Raw genomic sequence first — 20,984 nt, forward strand, 5'->3', positions numbered from 1 at the left:
CGTGGCGTTCCGCCGCTCCGGCATCTACAAGACCGCCGACGAACTCCGACGTCTGGTCGCGCCGGGACTCCTGACGGCCGCGTCTCTCGATGCCGTCCAGTCCGTCGTGCGACCGGGCGTGTCGACGCTCGAGCTCGACGCCGTCGCCGAGTCCGCCATCCGCGACGGTGGGGGAGAACCCAACTTCATGTTGGTGCCCGGGTACCGCCACACGGTGTGCGCATCGGTCGATGACGAGGTCGTCCACGGCATCCCGGGCTCCCGCGTCCTGGCGGCCGGCGACCTCGTCTCGATCGACAGCGGCGCGCAACTCGACGGGTGGAACGGTGACAGCGCACGCACCTTCGTCCTGGAAGACGCCGACCGCCCCGACGTCGTGGCCGAGCGCCGTCGCCTGAACGAGGTCACCGAGCAGTCCCTCTGGCACGGCATCGCCGCCTTGGCGTCCGCTTCGCACCTCAACGAGGTCGGTGGCGCCATCGAGGACTACATCGACGTGCAGGGCGACTACGGCATCATCGAGGACTACACCGGTCACGGCATCGGTCGGTCGATGCACGAGGACCCGCCCGTCTTCAACTACCGCGTCCGCGGACGTGGCCCCGCCGTCCGGCCGGGCCTGGTGATCGCCATCGAGCCCATGGTGACGTCCGGCGGAATCGACACGGTCACCCATGACGACGGGTGGACCGTCAGCACGCGCGACGGCTCGCTGGCCGCGCACTGGGAGCACTCGATCGCGGTGCACGCCGACGGCATCTGGGTGCTCACGGCACGCGACGGTGGTGCAGCCGGCCTGGCGCCGCTGGGTGTGACGCCCGTCCCGATCGCCTGACCCGCGCCTCCTCGGTCCGTCTCGGCGACGCCGAGGAGGCGCGCTGCGGCTCAGCGGGACGAGCCGACGCTGCAGGTGGCCTCGGCCGCGGACTGCCCCGTGATCGTCGAGGGCAGCGTGGTGGTCGGCGCGGCCGTCGCGGCCGGGTCGGCAGGTGCCGCCGACCCCGAGGTCGCGTCGGACGGCGTGGAGGTCGCTTCGGGTGCAGCGGGGGCCGTGGTCGCGACCGGTGCCGTCCCGTCCGCGACGGAGCCACGTCCCGCGCTGTCGTCGCCGAGGGTGAACTTCTCGTCGGCGTTCAGAGCGGCGTTGAGGGCTGCGGCGTCGGTCGTGGACTCGACCACCCGGTTCGAGTCGCGCGGGTCGTCGACGACCGGGTACTGGATGAAGACGATCCCGGCGGGCTGGATGTCCTTCAGTGCGAGGGCCAGGCGCACGAGCGTGTCGGGGGAGTTGAGGGTGGACGACAGGGTCATGTTGCTGAGAGCGGCCGAGGCGAGTTTGTAGAGCGTCGTCACGTCGCCGAGCGTGCCGCCCGAGATGATCTTGCGCATCATCGACGACAGGAAGACCTGCTGCGAACTGATGCGGGCGATGTCGCTGCCGTCGCCCACGCCGTGTCGGGTACGCAGGAAGGCCAGTGCCTCGGCACCCTGCAAGGGGTGGGTGCCCGCGGCCAGATCGATGCCCGAGTCGGTGTCGCGAATCGTCCGCGTGACGCAGACGTCGACCCCGCCGATCGCGTTCGACATCTCGATGACGCCGTCGAAGGTGATCTTGCCGGCGTAGGGGATCGCCAGCCCGGTCATGCCCTCGACCGTCTTGACGGTGCACGAGAGGCCACCGCGGCCGAGGGTCGTGTTGAACTGCACGTAGTCCTCGGCAGGGTAGACCTGGCCGTCCTCACCGACGCATTCGGGCACGTCGATCATGAGGTCACGGGGGAAGCTCACGGCCGTCAGCTGGGTGTGGTCCGCCGAGAGGTGGGCCAGGATCGTCACGTCGTTGCGGATGCCGTCCACCTCGCCGGCGTCGACCTGGCTGCCGTCGTCGCGTTCGTCGCTGCCCACCAGCAGGATGTTGGCACCGCCCTGGATGGCCGAGATATCGACCCCGGCGACCTCGTCCTCGTTGCCCAGCGAGACGGTCTGAACCCCGGAGGTCGCGGTGCGGACCGCGATCGCCGCGACGGACACGCCGCTCACGAGCACGACGGCCATCGCCCCGGCGACGAGGGCCAGCAGCATGCGGACGGGTCCTCGGCGGCGGAGTCGACCGTGGCGAGCGACCCCCCGAGGGGCAGAGGGGGTGGTCGAGCGGTCAGGCATGGTGCTCCCGGCAGTCGTGACGCGTACCCGACGAGACGACGACTGACGTGGTCGGCGGAGGTCGACGGGTGCTCCGGCGTGTCGGGTTGACCAGCCGGGTTGCTGAACTATACCGGCATCACCTAGGATCGATCTTTGGTGTTCCGTGTGCGTTTCTGCGCGCCTGGGCATCGCATCCCCGCACGACCAACACCCCTATTCTTAGCGACAGTGAGGCTATGGCCAAAAAAGACGGTGTCATCGAAATCGAAGGCGCAGTGATCGAAGCTCTGCCCAACGCGATGTTCCGCGTTGAGTTGACTAACGGACACAGGGTCCTCGCGCACATCTCCGGCAAGATGCGGCAGCACTACATCCGCATCCTGCCCGAAGACCGTGTGATCGTGGAGCTCAGCCCCTACGACCTGACCCGCGGCCGGATCGTCTACCGCTACAAGTAGGGCGTGCTGGAAAGGAACGGCCCCACGCACCCGTGGGGCACGAAGCCAGCGAGATCAAGGAAACAACGATGAAGGTCAACCCCAGCGTCAAGCCCATCTGCGAGCACTGCAAGGTCATCCGCCGCAAGGGCAACGTCATGGTCATCTGCAAGAGCAACCCGCGCCACAAACAGCGCCAGGGCTGACTCGTCCGCCGCTCCGGCGGCGTGCCGATGCCGACCCGGCCGTGCCGGGTCACACAGCAACACCCTCCCAGCAGCACCAGAACTCGTCACGGTCACCCGACAGGGTGGGCGGAGGCGGGGGACACCCCGGGTCGGAGGCCCGGGCACCGGTGCTGTGACAGACCTCCACCATCTCTGAAAAGAGGCCATCATGGCACGTCTAGCAGGCGTTGACATCCCGCGCGACAAGCGCGTCGAAGTCGCACTGACCTACATCTACGGAGTCGGCCGCACCAGCGCGCTCAAGACTCTCGCCGAGACCGAAATCGACGGCAACATCCGCGTCAAGGACCTCACGGACGACCAGCTCGTCCTGCTCCGCGACTACATCGAGGGCAACTACAAGGTCGAGGGCGACCTCCGCCGCGAGGTGGCCGCCGACATCCGCCGCAAGGTCGAGATCGGCAGCTACGAGGGCATCCGCCACCGCCGTGGCCTCCCCGTCCGCGGCCAGCGCACCAAGACGAACGCTCGTACCCGCAAGGGCCCGAAGCGCACCGTCGCTGGCAAGAAGAAGGCTCGATAGGCCTCGGCTCCCGCCGTACGCCCCTCAAGGTTGTAGGAGAAAAAATTGGCAGCACCGAAGACGGCCGCGCGTAAGCCCCGCCGCAAAGAGAAGAAGAACGTCGCCGTGGGTCAGGCCCACATCAAGAGCACGTTTAACAACACGATCGTCTCGATCACCGACCCCTCGGGCGCCGTCCTGAGCTGGGCCTCGTCCGGCGCCGTCGGCTTCAAGGGTTCGCGCAAGTCGACCCCGTTCGCCGCCCAGCTCGCCGCCGAGTCCGCTGCCCGTCAGGCGCAGGAGCACGGTGTCAAGAAGGTCGACGTCTTCGTCAAGGGCCCGGGTTCGGGTCGCGAGACGGCGATCCGTTCGCTCCAGGCCGCCGGCCTCGAGGTCGGTTCGATCAACGACGTCACCCCTCAGGCGCACAACGGCTGCCGCCCGCCGAAGCGTCGTCGCGTCTAACTGAGTTACCGCCCGCCGCACCCGGCACGGACCCCGTCACCGGGGTCCGCCGGGGCGGCGGGCACCCCCGCGTCAGCACCGCCTCCCGCGTGTTCGCCCGAGGTGCCCACAACTCAACAGACCCGACGGGCCAGCCACCTGTCGTACCGCCAAGAGTCATATAGCGGACTCTTCGCCGAAAGGAATAATCAGTGCTCATTGCACAGCGCCCCACCCTCACCGAGGAGAACATCTCGGAGTTCCGCTCCCGCTTCGTGATCGAGCCGCTCGAGCCCGGCTTCGGTTACACCCTCGGCAACTCGCTGCGCCGCACGCTTCTCTCGTCGATCCCCGGCGCTGCTGTCACCAGCATCCGCATCGACGGCGTGCTGCACGAGTTCACGACCGTCCCCGGTGTGAAGGAAGACGTCACCGAGGTCATCCTCAACATCAAGCAGCTGGTCGTCGCCAGCGAGCACGACGAGCCCATCACGGCCTACCTCCGCAAGCAGGGTGCCGGTCAGGTCACGGCCGCCGACATCTCGGCTCCGGCCGGTGTCGAGATCCACAACCCCGAGCTCGTCATCGCCACGCTGAACGACAAGGCGAAGTTCGAGCTCGAGCTCACGATCGAGCGTGGCCGCGGCTACGTGTCGGCCGTGCAGAACCGCAGCGAGTTCAGCGAAGCCGGTCAGATCCCGATCGACTCGATCTACTCGCCCGTGCTCAAGGTCACCTACCGCGTCGAGGCGACGCGTGCCGGTGAGCGCACCGACTTCGACCGTCTGGTCGTCGACGTCGAGTCGAAGCCGTCGATCTCGCCCCGTGACGCCATCGCGTCGGCCGGTCGCACGCTGACCGAGCTGTTCGGTCTGGCCCGCGAGCTCAACACCGCCGCCGAGGGCATCGAGATCGGCCCCGCGCCGGTCGACGCCGTCCTGTCGAGCGAGCTGCAGACCCCGATCGAGGACCTCGACCTGTCGGTCCGCAGCTACAACTGCCTGAAGCGCGAGGGCATCAACACGGTGTCCGAGCTGGTCGCCCTGTCCGAGACCCAGTTGATGAACATCCGCAACTTCGGTCAGAAGTCGGTCGACGAGGTGAAGGACAAGCTCGTCGAGCTCGGCCTCTCGCTGAAGGACACGGTCCCCGGGTTCGACGGAGCCCACTTCTACAGCGGTTACGACGAAGAAGAGACCACCAACTAGGTCTCTCCGCCCGACGCCCTCCACTCTCGACTCACTTTAGGAACAGACAATGCCCAAGCCCACCAAGGGACCCCGCCTCGGAGGCGGCCCGGCGCACGAGCGCCTCATGCTGGCCAACCTGGCCGCCTCGCTCTTCGAGCACAAGACGATCAAGACGACCGAGACCAAGGCCAAGCGCCTCCGTCCCGTCGCCGAGCGTCTCGTGACCTTCGCGAAGCGTGGCGACCTGCACTCGCGTCGTCGCGCCATGCAGACCCTGCGCAACAACAAAGAGGCCGCGCACATCCTCTTCACCGAGATCGCTCCGCTGGTCGAGAACCGTGACGGCGGCTACACCCGCATCACGAAGCTCGGCTTCCGCAAGGGCGACAACGCGTCGATGGTGTCGATCGAGCTCGTCCTCGAGCCCGTGAGCCCCAAGGTCAAGAACTCGAAGACCACCGCCACGGCGGCTCCGGTCACCGAGCCCGCCGACGACGAGCCGACCGAGGCTCCCGTCGACGAGACCGAGACCGTCGAGGAGTCCGCTCCCGTCGAGACCGAGACCGAGACGGCTGCGGCCGACGAGGTCGAGGCGGACGCCGCTGCCAAGTCGGACGACGAAGCAGCCAAGTAGCGCCACCCGCACCACCCGAAGGGCCCGTCACCGTGAGGTGGCGGGCCCTTCGTCGTACCCACAACGGGTGTCGTTCATCTGCGGGACACACGGGCGAAACCCGCCGGGTGGACGAGGGCTCTAGATTCACAGGGTCCTCTTACGAATCACCGAAGGAACCAATGTCACCCCGACCTCGACACACCGCACTGGGCACCGCCGCCCTCGTCGCCGGACTCTCGCTGCTGCTCGGCCCCCTCGTACCGGTCGCGGCCGTCGCCGCCCCCGGCGGCTCCGGCATCGTCATCAACGAGGCGTATCTGAAGGGTGGCAGCGCCAACCAGCCGTTCAACCGGAAGTTCGTCGAGCTGTACAACCCCACGTCGTCATCGGTGTCGTTGGCCGGCTGGTCGCTGCAGTACCGCCCGGCGACGGGTGCCGGAGCTTTCTCGTCGGCAGCCCTGACCGGCACGATCGCCGCCGACGGGTACTTCCTCGTCGCGATCCCGGGCAACGGCACCACGGGAGCGGATCTGCCCGAGCCCGACGCGAGCGTCTCGCTCAACCCCAGCGGGACGACGGGCACGCTGGTGTTGTCGAACGCCACCACACCCGTGGCGCCTGCCCCCGGCTCGATCACCGCCGGCACGCCAGGCGTCGTCGACCTGCTCGGCTACGGCACGTCGAACACCTACGAGACGTCGGTCGCTCCTGTCACGGGCACCAACCAGACGCCGAACTCCTTGGCCCGGGCAGGCGGGGTCGACACCGACGTCAACTCGGCCGATTTCTCGACGCAGACCACCGTCACCCCGCAGAACTCCGGCGGCACGGGCAGCGAGCCGGGCCCCGAGCCCGAGCCGCAGCCCGAGCCCACCCCCGAGGCCGACGTCACGATCGCGCAGATCCAGGGCGTGACCGGCACGAGTCCGCTCGGCGGTCGCACGGTGACCACGCGCGGCATCGTCACGGCGACCTACCCCACGGGCGGGCTGGACGGCTACGTCATCCAGACCCCGGGGACCGGAGGCGCGCTCGACCTGTCGACGCACGTCGCGTCGGACGCACTGTTCGTGTACTCCGCGAGCACCGCCTCCTCGGTCGCCGTCGGCGACTACGTCGAGGTGGACGGGACGGTCACCGAGTTCTTCGGCCTGACGCAGATCACCGTCACCGGTGCGTCGTCGCTCAGGACGCTCGACGCCTCGACCGTCGTGGCACCGCGGGCGGCGACCGTCGGTCTGCCGGCCACGGACGCCCAGCGTGAGACGCTCGAGAGCATGCTCGTACTGCCCCAGGGCGAGTTCACCGTCGCGGACACCTACACGACGAACCAGTACGGCGAGGTGAAGCTCGCCTCGGGTGACCGGCCGCTGATCCAGCCCACCGAGGTGGCGCGTCCGGGTTCGGCCGGCTACGCGGCGGTGGTCGCCGACAACGCGGCCCGTGCCGTGACCCTCGACGACGGTGCCACGACGAACTTCTTCACGGCGGCCAACCAGTCGATCCCGGTGCCCTACCTCTCGAACGAGGACCCGGTGACGGTGGGCGCCTCCGTGGCCTTCACGAAGCCGGTCGTGTTCGACTTCCGCAACTCGGCCTGGAAGTACCAGCCGACCGCCCGCCTCACCGGCGACACCGCCTACGGCGACCTGCCGGTCACGTTCGAGGACATCCGCACCGACGCCCCGCGCGAGGTGGGAGGCGATGTGAAGCTCGCCAGCTTCAACGTGTTGAACTACTTCACGACGACGGGTGACTCGATCCCCGGGTGCACCTTCTACGACGACCGGGCGGGGAACCCGCTCACCGTCAACAGCGGCTGCGACGCTCGCGGTGCCGCGAACGCCGAGAACCTCGCCCGCCAGCAGGTGAAGATCGTCACGGCGATCAACGCGCTGGGTGCCGACGTGGTCTCGCTCGAGGAGATCGAGAACTCCGCTCGCTTCGGTGACGACCGCGACTCGGCGCTCGCGACCCTGGTCGGCGCGCTCAACGCCGCGGCCGGCAGCGAGGTCTGGGACTACGCGCGCTCACCGGAGGCGCTGCCCGCCAACGAGGACGTCATCCGTCTGGCCTTCATCTACAAGAAGGCCGTCGCCGAACCCGTCGGCGGGTCGACGATCCTGACCGGCTCCGCCGCGTTCAGCAACGCACGCCAGCCGCTCGCGCAGGCCTTCCGTCCCGTCGGCGGTGACGCCGAGTCGACCTTCGTCGCGATCGCGAACCACTTCAAGTCGAAGGGCAGCGGTTCGGGCCCGGACGCCGACCAGGGCGACGGCCAGGGCGGTTCGAACGGCTCGCGCGTGAACCAGGCGAACGCCCTGGTCGCCTTCGCGGCCGAACGCGAGGCCGCCGCCGGCACCGACAAGGTGTTCCTGCTGGGCGACTTCAACGCCTACAGCCAGGAGGACCCGATCCAGGTGCTGCGGGCCGCGGGCTACGTCGACCTCGGCTCCACCGGGACCGACGAGTACAGCTACGTGTTCAGCGGCCTCAGTGGCTCGCTCGACCACGTGCTCGCCTCGTCCGCCGCGGCGGAGGCCGTCACGGGCGTGGACATCTGGAACATCAACTCGGGTGAGGGCATCGGCCTCGAGTACAGCCGCTTCAACTACAACGTGAAGCAGCTCTACCAGGCCGACCAGTTCCGCTCGAGCGACCACGACCCGGTCGTCGTCGGGGTGTCGCTGCTCGCCGCTCCCGTCGACCCGGTGCCGCCGGTGACCGACCCGGGCGCGACGCCCGGTGCGGGCGCCGACCCGACCACGCCGGGTGCTCCCGGCGCCGTCTCGCCGGGCACCGCGGCACCGACCGCGGACGGCTCGCTGGCCTTCACGGGTTCCGCGCCCCTGGCCGGGTGGCTCGCGCTCGCCCTGGTGCTGATGGCGATGGGCGGCACGGTCCTCGTGGTCCGGCGCCGCGCCTCCCGCGTGGGCTAGGCGGACACGCCCGACGGCGGTCGCGACCCGGGTGACCGGGTCGCGACCGCCGTCGTCGTCCGACCGACCGACAGGCCGAGGAGGCGCGGTGACGGCCCCGTAGGATCGTCGGGTGACGATCGACGCCCCGGCCCTGACGCGCCTCCGTCTCGGGGTCGCGTACGACGGCACCGGCTTCTCGGGCTGGAGCGAGCAGCCCGGCCGTCGCACGGTGCAGGGCGACATCGAGGCCGCGCTGCAGACGCTGTTCCGCCGGCTGGGCGACGTGCCGACCGTGACCGTGGCGGGCCGCACCGACGCCGGCGTGCACGCGCGCGGGCAGGTGGTGCACCTCGACCTCACCGACGCCCAGATCGCCCAGTTGCAGAAACCGCACCGCGGCATGCGCGACCGGTCGCCGCTCGACGCCCCGACCGTGCTGGCCCGGCGGTTGAACGGGCTCGCGGGCGCGACCGACGAGATCGTCATCTCGGGTGCGCGAGTCGCGCCTCCTGGTTTCCACGCCCGGTTCGGCGCCCTCTGGCGACGGTACGAGTACCGTATCGCCGACCGCGGGGCGGAGCGCGACCCCACCCGACGCAGCCACACGCTCTGGTACGACCAGCGCCTCGACCTCGACCTGATGAACGCCACCGCCGCGGGCCTCCTCGGCCTGCACGACTGGGCCGCCTATTGCCGGCACCGCGACTACGCGACCACCATCCGCGAGCTGCAGGAGTTCTCGTGGAGGCGCGAGGCCGACGGCGTGCTCGTCGCCTCCGTGCAGGCCGACGCGTTCTGCCACAACCTCGTGCGCAACCTCGTGGGCGCCTGCGTCGCCGTCGGCGAGGGAGCGATGGAGGCGCATCGTGCGGTGGGCGTCCGGCGCGAGGCCCAGCGCAACGGCGAGTTCCGCGTCGTGCCCGCCCACGGGCTCACGATGGTCGAGGTCGGCTACCCGCCCGACGACGAGATGGCCGCCCGGGTGGCCCTGACGCAGGTGAAGCGGTCGCACGATCAGCTGGGGGAGTGACTTCCTCGCGCGAGGGAGGCGGCGGTTGACCGTCACGCCTGTCTCGGGTAACGTTGCCTCTTGGTGTCTGCGCAACTGCGCGCTTTCGCCCGAAGTTGAGCCCTCCACCTGACTCGTTCTCATCGCCTCTGCGGTGACAACGGCAACGGAGCGGGATTCACGAACCTCTCACCTCGACCAGAAAGCAGCACTACTGTGACGCGCACTTTCTCCCCCAAGCCGGCTGACGTTCAGCCGAACTGGCTGATCATCGACGCCAACGACGTCGTGCTCGGCCGCCTCGCGAGCCACGTGGCAGCCCTGCTGCGCGGCAAGCACAAGCCGACCTTCGCCCCCCACATGGACATGGGCGACTTCGTCATCGTCATCAACGCCGACAAGGTGGCCCTCACCGGCTCCAAGCTGGCCGAGAAGCTCTACTACCGTCACTCGGGCTACCCGGGCGGCATCACGGCCACCACGTACTCCGAGATGGTCGAGAAGCACCCCACCCGTGCGGTCGAGAAGGCCATCCGTGGCATGCTGCCGAAGAACTCGCTGGGCCGTGCCCAGATCAAGAAGCTGAAGGTGTACGCGGGTGCCGAGCACCCCCACGCTGCTCAGCAGCCCACGGTTTACACCCTCGACCAGGTCGCCCAGTAGCGTCCGCCTTCAGACTTAAGGACCCCCACACAGTGGCTCAGATCGCAGATTCCATCGACCAGGCTCCCGAGAGCTTCACCACCGAGAGCTCGGCCCCCGAGGCCGCCGCGACGCCCCGCCCCGTGCTGAGCGTCGGCGGTTCCGCCGTCGGTCGTCGCAAAGAGGCCATCGCCCGCGCGCGCCTCACGCCCGGCTCCGGCACGATCGTCGTCAACGGTCGCACCCTCGAGGACTACTTCCCCAACAAGCTGCACCAGCAGCTGATGAACGACCCGTTCAAGGTCCTCGACCTGCTCGGCTCGTACGACGTGGCCGTCAAGGTCACCGGTGGTGGCCCCTCGGGTCAGGCCGGTGCCCTCCGTCTCGCCATCGCCCGTGCGCTGAACGAGATCGACCGTGAGAACAACCGCGCCACGCTCAAGAAGGCCGGCTTCCTCACCCGTGACGCCCGCGTCATCGAGCGCAAGAAGGCCGGTCTCAAGAAGGCCCGCAAGGCCTCGCAGTTCTCGAAGCGCTAACCAGCACCACACAAGGCAGGTCTCGCGATGTCGCGTTTGTTCGGTACGGACGGTGTCAGAGGCCTCGCCAACCGTGAGTTGACCGCCGCGCTCGCCCTGGGCCTCGCCCAGGCGAGCGCGGTGGTGCTCACGAAGGGGCATCACGCCGATGCCCGCCGCGCCGAGGGACGGCGACCCGTCGCCGTCGTCGCGCGCGACCCCCGCATCTCCGGTGAGTTCCTCACCGCCGCCGTCTGCGCCGGGCTCGCCAGTTCGGGCGTCGACGTGCTCGACGCCGGGGTCATCCCGACCCCCGCCGCGGCCTTCCTGGTCGACGACATCGGCGCCGACTTCGGCGTGATGATCAGTGCCTCGCACAACCCGGCGCCCGACAACGGCATCAAGTTCTTCGCCTTCGGCGGCACGAAGCTGCCCGACGAGGTCGAGGACCGCATCGAGGCCGCCATGGCCGATCCTCAGCTGATGCCCATCGGTGGCGACGTCGGCCGCATCCGCCGCTTCGCCGACGCCGAAGACCGGTACGTGCTGCACCTGCTCGGTGCCCTGCCGAACCGGCTCGACGGCATCCACGTCGTCCTCGACTGTGCCCACGGGGCCGCCTCGGCCGTCTCGCCCGAGGTCTTCACCGACGCCGGCGCGACCGTCACCCTGATCGGTGCCGACCCCGACGGCGTGAACATCAACGACGGCGTGGGGTCCACCCACCTCGACAACCTCGCGAAGGCCGTCCTCGAGCACGGTGCCGACGTCGGCATCGCGCACGACGGCGACGCCGACCGTTGCCTGGCCGTCGACGCCACGGGTGCGGTGGTCGACGGTGACCAGATCATGGCCATCATCGCCCTGGCCCAGAAAGAGCGCGGCGCGCTCGTCGGCGACACCCTCGTCGCGACCGTCATGAGCAACCTCGGCCTCATCCGCGCCATGGCCGACCACGGCATCACGGTCCGTCAGACCAAGGTCGGCGACCGCTACGTGCTCGAGGACATGAACGAGCACGGCTTCACCCTCGGCGGCGAGCAGTCCGGCCACATCGTCTTCGCCGACTACGCCACCACCGGCGACGGCATCCTCACCGGCCTCTCGCTCGTGGCCCGCATGGCCGCGACCGGCAAGAGCCTGGCCGAACTCGCCTCGGTCATGACGGTCTTCCCGCAGATCATGATCAACGTGCGCGACGTCGACCGTTCGCGAGCCGCGTCCGACGAGGGCGTGGCCGAGGCCGTGCGCCGGTTCGAGGCCGAGCTCGGCGACACCGGCCGCGTGCTGCTCCGTCCCTCGGGCACCGAGCCCGTCGTGCGCGTGATGGTCGAGGCCGCCGACCAGGCGACCGCCGACCGCGTCGCCCACGCGTTGGCCGACGTCGTCCGCGAGCGACTCGCCCTCTGAGCCGCGCGGCGCACGGGGTGCGTCGTCGCGGTGACGCCACCCGCGCCTCCTGACCGGACCCCGCCCCTGATCGGGGCGCGGCGTCGTCGCCTCGGGTCAGATCTTGCGCAGCAAGACCGAGCTGACCTTGTGGTCGGCGGCCTTCCGCAGGACGAGCGTCGCCCGTGACCGGGTCGGCAGCACGTTCTCGATCAGGTTCGGCTCGTTGACCGACTTCCAGACGCCCGAGGCGAACGACCTGGCCTCGGGTTCGCTCATGTCGGCGAAGCGGTGGAAGAACGAGCGCTCCTGGGTGAAGGCGCTCTTCTGCAGAGCGAGGAACCGGTCGACGAACCAGTTCTCGATGTCGCCGGTGCGGGCGTCGACGTACACCGTGAAGTCGAACAGGTCGCTGAGGGCGAGCCGACCGGCGACGGCGGGCTGCAGCACGTTCAGCCCCTCGACGATCAGGATGTCGGGCCGGCGCACGACGACCTCGGCGCTCGGCATGATGTCGTAGCTGGTGTGCGAGTAGAACGGGGCCCGCACCTCTTCGGCACCGCTCTTGACCTGCGAGACGAACCGCAGCAGGTGGCGGCGGTCGTACGACTCGGGGAAACCTTTGCGGCTCATGATGCCGCGGCGTTCGAGCTCGGCGTTCGGGTAGAGGAACCCGTCGGTGGTCACCAGCTCGACGCGCGGGGTGTCGTCCCAGCGGCTCAGCAGTTCACGCAGGAGGCGCGCCACGGTCGACTTGCCGACGGCCACCGACCCGGCGACGCCGATCACGAAGGGCGTGCGCTGGGCGCGTTCGCCGAGGAAGTCGCTCGTCGCCCGATGCAGGTTGCGGGCGCCGGCGGCGTAGAGGTTGAGGAGGCGGCTGAGCGGGACGTAGACGTCCTGCACCTCGCGCATGTCGAGACGGTCGCCGAGGCCGCGCAGCTGCACGATCTCGGTCTCGGTCAGCGGCAGGCGCGTCGTCGGGGCCAGGTCGGCCCAGGCGTCGCGTCCGATCTCGACGAAGGGGCTCGCGTGCACGGCGGAGGGCGTGGTCGTCGGGTTGGCTTCGGCCATGCGCACGAGGCTACCGGTCCGGGGTCGGCGCGAGTCGGCACGGCCCGCCGGGCTCTCGGACGGGAACCTCTAGGATCGACCGCATGTGTGGAATCGTGGGATACGTCGGAGCGGGTGACAAGAGCGTCGAGGTACTGCTGGGCGGCCTGAAGCGACTCGAGTACCGCGGGTACGACTCGGCGGGAGTCGCCGTGATCGACGCCGCGGGTGACCTCGGGACCCGCAAGAAAGCCGGCAAGCTGCAGATGCTCGTCGACGACCTCGAGGCGACGCCGCTGACCGACGGCACGACCGGCATCGGTCACACCCGGTGGGCGACCCACGGTGGCCCGACGGACGAGAACGCGCATCCCCACCTGTCGGACGACGGCAAGCTCGCCCTCATCCACAACGGCATCATCGAGAACTTCTCCGAGCTCAAGGCCGAGCTGCTCGCCGAGGGCGTCGAGTTCCTCAGCGAGACCGATTCCGAGGTCGCCGCGCACCTGGTCGCCCGCGCCTACCGCGCCTCCGGCGACCTGACCGAGGCCTTGCGCACGGTCGTCAACACCCTCGACGGCGCCTTCACGCTGCTCGTCGTGCACGCCGACCAGCCCGGCGTCGTCGTCGGCGCCCGCCGCAACTCGCCCCTGGTCATCGGCCTGGGTGACGGCGAGAACTTCCTCGGCAGCGACGTCGCAGCCTTCGTCGCGCACACCCGTCGTGCCATGTCGATCGGGCAGGACCAGTTGGTGACGATCCGTCCCGATTCGGTCGAGGTCGTCGACTTCACCGGCGCGCCCGTCGAGACGACCGAGTTCGAGGTCGACTGGGACGCCTCGGCCGCCGAGAAGGGCGGCTGGTCCAGCTTCATGGCGAAAGAGATCAGCGAAGAGCCCGAGGCCGTCGCCAAGACGCTGCTCGGCCGCATCACCGCCGACGGCGCCGTGACCCTGTCCGAGCTCGACGGCGTGCGCGAACGCCTGCTGACCGTCGACCGCGTCATCGTCATCGCCTGCGGCACCGCCGCCTACGCCGGCATCCTCGGCAAGTACGCCATCGAGCAGTGGGCCCGCGTGCCCGTCGAGGTCGAGCTGGCCCACGAGTTCCGGTACCGCGACCCGGTGCTCGACGAGAAGACCCTCGTGGTGTCGATCAGCCAGTCGGGCGAGACGATGGACACCCTGATGGCCGTCAAGTACGCCCGCGAGCAGGGTGCCCAGGTGCTCTCGATCTGCAACACCCAGGGCTCGACGATCCCGCGCGAGTCCGACGCCGTGCTCTACACGCACGCCGGCCCCGAGGTCGCCGTCGCGTCGACCAAGGCGTTCGTCGCCCAGGGCACCGCGCTCTTCCTGCTGGGCCTGCACCTGGCGACCCTGCGGGGCACGCTCAGCACCGAGGCCATCGCCGAGCAGGTCGCCGACCTGCACGAGATCCCCGGCAAGATCGAGCAGGTGCTCGAGTCGTCCGAGCGCATCAAGACCCTCGCCGGCTGGATGGCCGACACCCGGTCCGTCCTCTTCCTCGGTCGCCACGTGGGCTACCCGATCGCCCTCGAAGGGGCGCTCAAGCTGAAAGAGCTGGCCTACATCCACGCCGAGGGCTTCGCCGCCGGCGAGCTCAAGCACGGCCCGATCGCGCTGATCGAGCCCGGCCAGATCGTCTTCGTCATCGTCCCCAGCCCGCGCGACCCGCGATCGCTGCACCCCAAGGTCGTCTCGAACATCCAAGAGATCCGTGCGCGCGGCGCCCGGGTCATCGCGATCGCCGAAGAGGGCGACGCCGCGGTGCTGCCCTTCGCCGACGAGGTGCTGCACATCCCGCTGGCGGCCCCGCTCTTCGAGCCCCTGCTGTCGGTCGTGCCGCTGCACATCTTCGGCATGGAGCTCGCCGCCGCCAAGGGCCTCGACGTCGACCAGCCGCGCAACCTGGCCAAGTCGGTCACCGTCGAGTAACGGGTCGTGCAGCCGGGGCAGGGCATCAGGCGGGTGAGGACGTGATCGTGGGCATCGGCGTCGACGTCGTCGACCTCGAACGCTTCGGCCGCTCGATCGAGCGCACCCCGGCACTCGCGACGCGACTGTTCCGGGCCGACGAACTCGTCCTGCGTGACGGCAGCCCGCGCGGGCGCCAATCGCTGGCGGCCCGTTTCGCCGCCAAGGAGGCGCTGATCAAGTCCCTGGGCGGCTCCACCGGGGTGCGCTGGCACGACGTCGTGGTCGTCTCCGACGACCAGGGAGCCCCTTCGCTCGTGCTCAGCGGGGGAGCACGGTCGCTGGCGGACTCGCGGGGCGTCGCGCGCCTCCACCTGTCGCTCAGCCACGACGGCGGGGTGGCGGTCGCCTACGTGGTAGCCGAAGGCGACGGCCGCGGCGCTGCCGACCACGACGACGCACACCACGAAGGGGCAGACCGATGACCCACGACGTCACCATCACCGTCGACACGGCTGCGCTGCGACACAACGTCGAGGTGCTGCGGGCGGCCGTCGCACCGGCGGCCGTCATGGCCGTCGTCAAGGCCAATGCCTACGGCCACGGTGCCGTCGAGTGCGCCCGGGCCTTCGTCGAGGCCGGCGTCGACTGGCTCGGCGTGGCCGACCTGACCGAGGCCGTGGCCCTGCGACGAGCCGGTGTCGAGGCGCCCGTGCTCGCCTGGCTGCACGCTCCCGACGAGGACTTCGTCGAGGCCGCCGCGCTCGGCATCACCCCGGCGGTGTCGAGCGTCGACCAGCTCGAGGCGGCCGTGGCGGCCGGCGTCCGCGCGGTCCACCTGGCGATCGACACGGGCCTGAGCCGCAACGGGGCCGTCGAGTCCGAGTGGCCCGAGCTGTTCGAGCGTGCGGCCGCTCACGCCGCCGTCGTGCCGGTCGAGGGCCTCATGACCCACGTGTCGAACGCCTCGTCCGAGGAGGACGGCCTGCAGACGGCCCGCTTCGCCCGCGCCTCCCAGATGCTCGACGAGCGGGGCGTTCGGCCACCCCTGCTGCACGTCGCCGCCTCGGCGGCGGCGCTCGACTACGTCGGCTCGAGGGCCACGATGGTGCGCTTCGGTCTCGCGAGCTACGGGCTCAGCCCCTACCCCGACCGCACGTCCGCCGAGCTCGGCCTGCGTCCGGCCATGACCGTCACGGCACCGGTGACCACCGTCAAGCGCATCCCGGCGGGCGAGGGCGTCTCCTACGGCTACCTCTTCCGCCCCGAGCGCGACACGTCCATCGCGATCGTGCCCGCCGGGTACGCGGACGGCATCGACCGGGCCGCGAGCGAGCGCGCGTCCGTGACGATCGGCCGGCGCACCTACCGGGTCCGCGGGCGCATCGCGATGAACGCCCTCGTGATCGACGTGGGCGACGACCCCGTCGAGATCGGCGACGAGGTCGTGCTGTTCGGCGACCCGGCGCTGGGTCGGCAGTCCGCCGCCGACTGGGCCGACGCCATGGGCGGCATCACCTACGAGGTCGTCGCGTGCCTGGCCGCCGGCCTCACCCGGAGGTACACCGCATGAGCGCCGCGACGTCCCTGCGCCGGGCCACGGTCGACCTGGCCGCGTACCGGGCGAACCTCGAGTCGTTGATCGCCCGTCTCGACCCGGTCGAGATCCTGGCCATCGTCAAGGCCGACGCCTACTCCCACGGGGCCGACGTGCTCGTGCCCGAGGCCGTGGCAGCGGGCATCCGCTGGTTCGGCACGGTCGAGCTCGCGCCGGCCCTGAGGATGCGACGCCTGGGCATCGGAGGCGACGCCTCGTTCTTCGCCTGGCAACTCAGCCCGTCCGACGACCTCGAGGCCGCCGTCGACCTGCACGTCGACCTGGGGGTGTCGACCCTCGACCAGCTCGAGTCCGTCGCTGCCGTCGCGCGGGCACGCGGTGGTGTCGCCCTCCTCCACCTGACGATCGACACCGGGCTGCACCGCGAGGGCTGCCTGCCCTCGGACTGGCCGGCCTTCGTCGCCCGTGCCGTCGAGTTGCGCGACGAGGGCGTGGTCCGCCTGCGCGGCATCTTCTCGCACGTCAGCGAGACGAGCGAGGCCGACGACCAGGCCGCGGCCCGGGTGTTCGAGAAGGCCGTGGCCGACGCCGAGGCGTTCGGTGCCACCGTCGAGAAGCGGCACATGTCGTCGAGCTCGGCCGCGCTCGAGCACCCCGAGCGGCGCTTCGACATGGTGCGCATGGGGTCGAACGGCCTGGGCATCCCCGTGACCGAGGGCGTGACCGCCGCGGACCGCGGGCTGCGTCCGGTGCTCACGTTGAGCGCGTCCGTCGTCAAGGTCAAGCGCGTCGCCGCGGGCACCGGGGTCTCGTACGACTACACCTTCCGTGCTCCGTCCGACACGACGCTCGCGCTCGTGCCCCTGGGCTACGCCGACGGCGTCAGCCGCCGGGCGCAGGGGGCGGTGCACGTCGTCGTGAACGGTGCGCCGCGGCCGATCGTCGGCCGGGTCGCGATGGACCAGTTCCTGGTCGACATGGGCGATGACCCGGTCGCGGTCGGCGACGAGGTCGTGCTGTTCGGGCCGGGCGACCGGGGCGAGATGACCATCGGCGAGTGGGCCGACGCCACCGGCACGATTCCCGAAGAGGTCGCCTGCCGCGTCGGCGCCCGGGTGCCGCGCGTCTACGTCGGCGGCCGCCCGTGACCACCCCGGGCCGTCCCGTCGAGCTCGCCGTCGCCGACGCCGACGCCATGGAGGCGCTGGGACGTCGGGTGTCCGGCCTGCTGCGAGCGGGTGACCTGCTGGTCCTCACCGGACCGCTCGGTGCCGGCAAGACGACCTTCACGCGCGGCCTGGGCGAGGGGCTCGAGGTCCGCGGCCAGGTGGCGAGCCCGACGTTCGTCCTGGCGCGCACGCACCCGACCGCGTCGGGCACTCCCTTGGTGCACGTCGATGCCTACCGGCTGTCGGGCGAGGCCGAGCTCGACGACCTGGACCTCGACTTCGAGAACTCGATCGTCGTCGTCGAGTGGGGTGCGGGGCTGCTCGACGGGGTGTCCGACTCGTGGCTCGACGTCGTGATCGAGCGACCGACGGGTGCCCGGGATGTCACCCCCTCGAGCGATCCCGTCGACGAGCCCGACGAGCCCGACGAACCCCGCCGGGTGACGATCACCCCGCACGGGCCGCGCTGGGTGGGTGTGGAGCTGCCCGTCCGCTGACTCGGCCGCCGGCCGAGGGCGGCTTGCCGCGCATCCCCCCACCGGGCGGTCAGCGGGTGAGAGCGGGTGATCCCACGCGTGCGGCCGCCGGGGCGCCCCCGTCGGGGGGTCATGGCCCCCGTTCGCTGCGGGTATGCTCGCCAGGTTCAACCACTTAACCCGGGAGTGTCAGTTGGATCCTCAGCACTACTGGCGCGCGCTCGTGAAGAGCTGGCCCGTCATCCTCGTCCTCGCCCTGCTCGGCGGTGCGGCCGGTTACGGCTACGCCCAGACACGACCCGACAGCTTCCGCTCGACCAGCAGCGTCTTCGTCTCCGCCGCCGAGGGCTCCGACCCGAACGAGCTGCTCCAGGGCTCGTCGTACACGCAGAACCTCGTGCAGAGCTACACCCGCCTGGCCACGTCGACGGTCGTCCTCGAACCGGTCATCTCCGACCTGGGGCTCGACCTCACCCCGGTCCAGCTGGCCCGGCAGGTCACGGCCGAGAACCCGCTGAACACCGTCATCATCGACGTCACCGTGGTCGACTCCGACCGTCAGCGGGCGGCCGACATCGCCAACGCCGTGACCCGGTCGCTCAGCGACGAGGCCCGATCGCTCTCGCCCGAGAGCGCGGCCGGCCTGTCGACGCTGAGCGTGGCACCCATCGCCGAGGCCACGCCGCCGAACTCGCCCGCGGGCCCCAACCGTCGTCTCATCGCACTCACCGGGCTCGCCATCGGTGCGGCCCTGGGCATCGTCTTCGCCCTGGTCCGCTCCGTGGTCGACACGCGCCTCCGCTCGACGGCCGACGTCGACGAGCTGCGCGTCGCCCCCGTGCTCGGCAGCGTCGCGCGCCGTCGCCGCGGCAGCCTGGCTTTCGCCGACGAGCCCCAGGGCGCGGCGGCCGACGACTTCCGTCGCATCCGTGCGCAGCTCCAGTTCTCGGACGTGGACGCGGTCGCCCGGACGATCGCCGTCTCGTCGGTCAGCACCGACGACCGTGAGAGCCGCGGGGCCGTCGTCCTCGACCTGGCGCTGGCCTACGCCGAACGCGGCCAGTCCGTCCTCGTGATCGACGCCGACCTCCGGGGCGGCGGACTCGCCGACCTCGCGGCCGTGTCGGACGAGACGGGCCTGACCGACGTCGTCGTGGGGCGTCTCGAGTTCGCCGACGCCGTCACGCCCTGGCGCGACCGGGTCGACGTCATCCCCACCGGCGAGGTGCCCCCGAACCCCAGCCCGCTGCTCAGCTCGAAGTCGATGGCCCTGTTCGTCGAGTCCGCGCGCGAGCGCTACGACGTGGTCATCGTCGACACCCCCGGTGTGCTCAGCTCGTCCGACGCCCTCGAGCTCGGCCGCTTGAGCGACGGCGTCGTGCTCGTCGCCACGGTGGGCCACTCGTCCCGCGGCCAGTTGGTCCAGGCCGCCCGGGCGTTGACCGGCGTCCAGGTGCCCGTGCTCGGCATCGTCCTCGACGGCGTCTCCGAGAGCGCACAGCGTGCCGGTGGCGGCCCGTCGGCGCCGAAGGCTCCGATCTCCTCCCGCCCGGCCGGCGGTCGGGGCGTCGACGCGCCGTGACCGTCGCTCGGCCGTCCCGGGGGGCCGCACCGCGCCTCCCGGCCGTCCGGTTGTACGAGTCGCTGCGCACGGCGCATCTCGAACGGGCCCACGAGCTCGCCCCGGCCAGCATCGTCTACCGGGTGACGCGGTACGACTTCGACGCCTCGCTCGCCGAGGGCCTCGACCTCGTGCCGGCCGGCCCGGTGCGCGCCGCTTGGCTGATCGCGAGGTCCGAGGTCGAGACCCTCGAGGTCAACGAGCCCTTGATGACGTCGAGCCTGCCCGCGACCGCGCTCGTGCTGGCGGCCCTGGCGGTGCGACGTCGGATCACCGGCCGCCCGACCACCGTGGTGAGCTACCTGATCGGCAACGCCGACCCGTTCACGTCGGCGACCGCTCCCCGGCTGCGGACGCGACTGCGCCGACGCGGTGAACGCGTGCTGGCCCGGGCGGTCTGGCGTCGACTCGACCGGGTGGTCTTCGGGACGGAGGCGGCGCGCGAGACGTACACGCGCCTCCTCGGTTCTCCGTCGCCCCGGGCCTCCGTGGCCTCGGTGCCCGCGCTGCCGACGCGTCACCAGGACGCCCGCGGCGGCGGGGTCCGTCCGCCCTCGGTCGCGTTCGTCGGTTCGTTCGTCGAGCGCAAGGGACTGCGCGTGCTGGCGGCGGCGTGGCCGCTCGTCGTCGCCGCCCGCCCGCAGGCCACGCTCACGCTGCTCGGCAAGGGCGCCCTCGAGCAGGAGGCGCGGGCCCTGTCGGTCACGGAGCCCTCGGTCGCCGTCGAGGTCGACCCGGCGCGCCCGCGCATCCACTCCGTGCTCGACGAGGCGCGCGTGCTCGTGCTCTGGTCGCAGCCGAGCCCGACCTGGCGCGAGCAGGTGGGACTGCCGATCGTCGAGGGGCTGTCGCACGGTTGCACCGTCGTGACGACGACCGAGACCGGCCTGGCCGACTGGCTCGACGTCCACGGCCACGTGGTCGCGTCCGACCCGCGTTCCCCTCAGGTGCTGGCCGACGCGATCGTCGCGGCGCTCGACGCGAGCCGCGCCGCCGACGACGTGCTGGCGGACCTGCCCGACCGCGACGGACGCCTCGCCGCGGACGACCGACTGTTCGGGCGCGCCTCGTGAGCCGGTCGGCGACGGGCTCGGCCGGTCGTCCTCGGC

The 20,984-nt window shown here is 70.7% G+C and carries 21 protein-coding genes; 19 read left to right on the forward strand and 2 right to left on the reverse strand.

Going from position 1 to position 20,984, the window contains the following annotated elements; all coding sequences use genetic code 11:
• Nucleotide 1: 1 nt before the first annotated feature.
• Nucleotides 2-835, forward strand: a complete 834-nt coding sequence (map, locus tag SJY14_RS03785; RefSeq protein ID WP_071256225.1) for a type I methionyl aminopeptidase — start codon at nt 2-4, stop codon at nt 833-835.
• A gap of 50 nt (nt 836-885) precedes the next feature.
• On the opposite strand, the gene SJY14_RS03790 is transcribed toward map, so the two are convergent.
• Nucleotides 886-2,082, reverse strand: a complete 1,197-nt coding sequence (locus tag SJY14_RS03790) for an LCP family protein (protein WP_255364257.1) — start codon at nt 2,080-2,082, stop codon at nt 886-888.
• Nucleotides 2,083-2,381: 299 nt separating this feature from the next.
• On the opposite strand from SJY14_RS03790, the gene infA reads away from it, so the two are divergent.
• The 11 genes from infA to glmM all read left to right on the forward strand — a co-directional run bounded on the left by infA (nt 2,382) and on the right by glmM (nt 12,082).
• Nucleotides 2,382-2,603 (forward strand): translation initiation factor IF-1, encoded by a 222-nt coding sequence (gene infA, locus SJY14_RS03795; protein WP_043593329.1) that lies wholly within the window; start codon nt 2,382-2,384, stop codon nt 2,601-2,603.
• Between the two features lie 68 nt (nt 2,604-2,671).
• On the forward strand, nt 2,672-2,788 hold the full coding sequence (rpmJ, locus tag SJY14_RS03800) for a 50S ribosomal protein L36 (RefSeq protein ID WP_043593327.1): 117 nt from the start codon (nt 2,672-2,674) through the stop codon (nt 2,786-2,788).
• Between the two features lie 190 nt (nt 2,789-2,978).
• Nucleotides 2,979-3,353, forward strand: coding sequence for a 30S ribosomal protein S13 (rpsM, locus tag SJY14_RS03805; RefSeq protein ID WP_043593325.1), 375 nt, complete (start codon nt 2,979-2,981; stop codon nt 3,351-3,353).
• Between the two features lie 45 nt (nt 3,354-3,398).
• The gene (gene rpsK / locus SJY14_RS03810; protein ID WP_043593323.1) at nt 3,399-3,797 is read left to right on the forward strand and encodes a 30S ribosomal protein S11; all 399 of its coding nucleotides are present in this window, start codon (nt 3,399-3,401) and stop codon (nt 3,795-3,797) included.
• 191 nt (nt 3,798-3,988) lie between these two features.
• The gene (locus SJY14_RS03815) at nt 3,989-4,984 is read left to right on the forward strand and encodes a DNA-directed RNA polymerase subunit alpha (RefSeq protein WP_043593322.1); all 996 of its coding nucleotides are present in this window, start codon (nt 3,989-3,991) and stop codon (nt 4,982-4,984) included.
• Between the two features lie 49 nt (nt 4,985-5,033).
• Complete coding sequence (gene rplQ, locus SJY14_RS03820; protein WP_396599822.1) at nt 5,034-5,600, forward strand: 50S ribosomal protein L17; 567 nt, start codon at nt 5,034-5,036, stop codon at nt 5,598-5,600.
• A gap of 161 nt (nt 5,601-5,761) precedes the next feature.
• On the forward strand, nt 5,762-8,521 hold the full coding sequence (locus SJY14_RS03825) for an ExeM/NucH family extracellular endonuclease (protein WP_071256230.1): 2,760 nt from the start codon (nt 5,762-5,764) through the stop codon (nt 8,519-8,521).
• 112 nt (nt 8,522-8,633) lie between these two features.
• Complete coding sequence (locus SJY14_RS03830) at nt 8,634-9,533, forward strand: tRNA pseudouridine(38-40) synthase TruA (protein ID WP_255364258.1); 900 nt, start codon at nt 8,634-8,636, stop codon at nt 9,531-9,533.
• Between the two features lie 195 nt (nt 9,534-9,728).
• Nucleotides 9,729-10,175 carry a 50S ribosomal protein L13 gene (rplM, locus tag SJY14_RS03835; RefSeq protein WP_043593314.1) on the forward strand — a complete coding sequence of 149 codons (447 nt, stop codon included), beginning with the start codon at nt 9,729-9,731 and terminating at the stop codon, nt 10,173-10,175.
• A 32-nt stretch (nt 10,176-10,207) separates the two neighbouring features.
• Nucleotides 10,208-10,693 (forward strand): 30S ribosomal protein S9, encoded by a 486-nt coding sequence (gene rpsI, locus SJY14_RS03840; RefSeq protein ID WP_396599823.1) that lies wholly within the window; start codon nt 10,208-10,210, stop codon nt 10,691-10,693.
• A gap of 27 nt (nt 10,694-10,720) precedes the next feature.
• Nucleotides 10,721-12,082, forward strand: coding sequence for a phosphoglucosamine mutase (gene glmM / locus SJY14_RS03845; protein WP_071256231.1), 1,362 nt, complete (start codon nt 10,721-10,723; stop codon nt 12,080-12,082).
• A 96-nt stretch (nt 12,083-12,178) separates the two neighbouring features.
• On the opposite strand, the gene coaA is transcribed toward glmM, so the two are convergent.
• On the reverse strand, nt 12,179-13,135 hold the full coding sequence (gene coaA / locus SJY14_RS03850; RefSeq protein ID WP_071256233.1) for a type I pantothenate kinase: 957 nt from the start codon (nt 13,133-13,135) through the stop codon (nt 12,179-12,181).
• 83 nt (nt 13,136-13,218) lie between these two features.
• Here coaA and glmS point away from each other — a divergent pair, with 83 nt between their 5' ends.
• The 7 genes from glmS (at nt 13,219) to SJY14_RS03885 (ending at nt 20,948) form a co-directional block, all read left to right on the forward strand.
• Nucleotides 13,219-15,072 (forward strand): glutamine--fructose-6-phosphate transaminase (isomerizing), encoded by a 1,854-nt coding sequence (glmS, locus tag SJY14_RS03855; protein WP_396599824.1) that lies wholly within the window; start codon nt 13,219-13,221, stop codon nt 15,070-15,072.
• A 41-nt stretch (nt 15,073-15,113) separates the two neighbouring features.
• Nucleotides 15,114-15,536 carry a holo-ACP synthase gene (locus tag SJY14_RS03860; protein ID WP_054145435.1) on the forward strand — a complete coding sequence of 141 codons (423 nt, stop codon included), beginning with the start codon at nt 15,114-15,116 and terminating at the stop codon, nt 15,534-15,536.
• Nucleotides 15,533-16,624 carry an alanine racemase gene (gene alr / locus SJY14_RS03865; RefSeq protein ID WP_396599825.1) on the forward strand — a complete coding sequence of 364 codons (1,092 nt, stop codon included), beginning with the start codon at nt 15,533-15,535 and terminating at the stop codon, nt 16,622-16,624. Before SJY14_RS03860 ends, alr (SJY14_RS03865) begins: the two co-directional genes overlap by 4 nt.
• Complete coding sequence (gene alr / locus SJY14_RS03870) at nt 16,621-17,757, forward strand: alanine racemase (RefSeq protein ID WP_071256238.1); 1,137 nt, start codon at nt 16,621-16,623, stop codon at nt 17,755-17,757. The genes alr (SJY14_RS03865) and alr (SJY14_RS03870) overlap by 4 nt, the downstream gene beginning before the upstream one ends.
• Nucleotides 17,754-18,275 (forward strand): tRNA (adenosine(37)-N6)-threonylcarbamoyltransferase complex ATPase subunit type 1 TsaE, encoded by a 522-nt coding sequence (gene tsaE / locus SJY14_RS03875; protein ID WP_369825315.1) that lies wholly within the window; start codon nt 17,754-17,756, stop codon nt 18,273-18,275. Before alr (SJY14_RS03870) ends, tsaE begins: the two co-directional genes overlap by 4 nt.
• 172 nt (nt 18,276-18,447) lie before the next feature.
• Nucleotides 18,448-19,836 (forward strand): polysaccharide biosynthesis tyrosine autokinase, encoded by a 1,389-nt coding sequence (locus tag SJY14_RS03880; RefSeq protein WP_396599826.1) that lies wholly within the window; start codon nt 18,448-18,450, stop codon nt 19,834-19,836.
• Nucleotides 19,833-20,948: a glycosyltransferase family 4 protein gene (locus SJY14_RS03885; RefSeq protein ID WP_396599827.1), complete on the forward strand. Its 1,116-nt coding sequence runs from the start codon at nt 19,833-19,835 to the stop codon at nt 20,946-20,948. Before SJY14_RS03880 ends, SJY14_RS03885 begins: the two co-directional genes overlap by 4 nt.
• Nucleotides 20,949-20,984: the final 36 nt, after the last annotated feature.

It is taken from the genome of Frigoribacterium sp. R86507 (assembly GCF_044597695.1).
Taxonomy (GTDB): domain Bacteria; phylum Actinomycetota; class Actinomycetes; order Actinomycetales; family Microbacteriaceae; genus Frigoribacterium.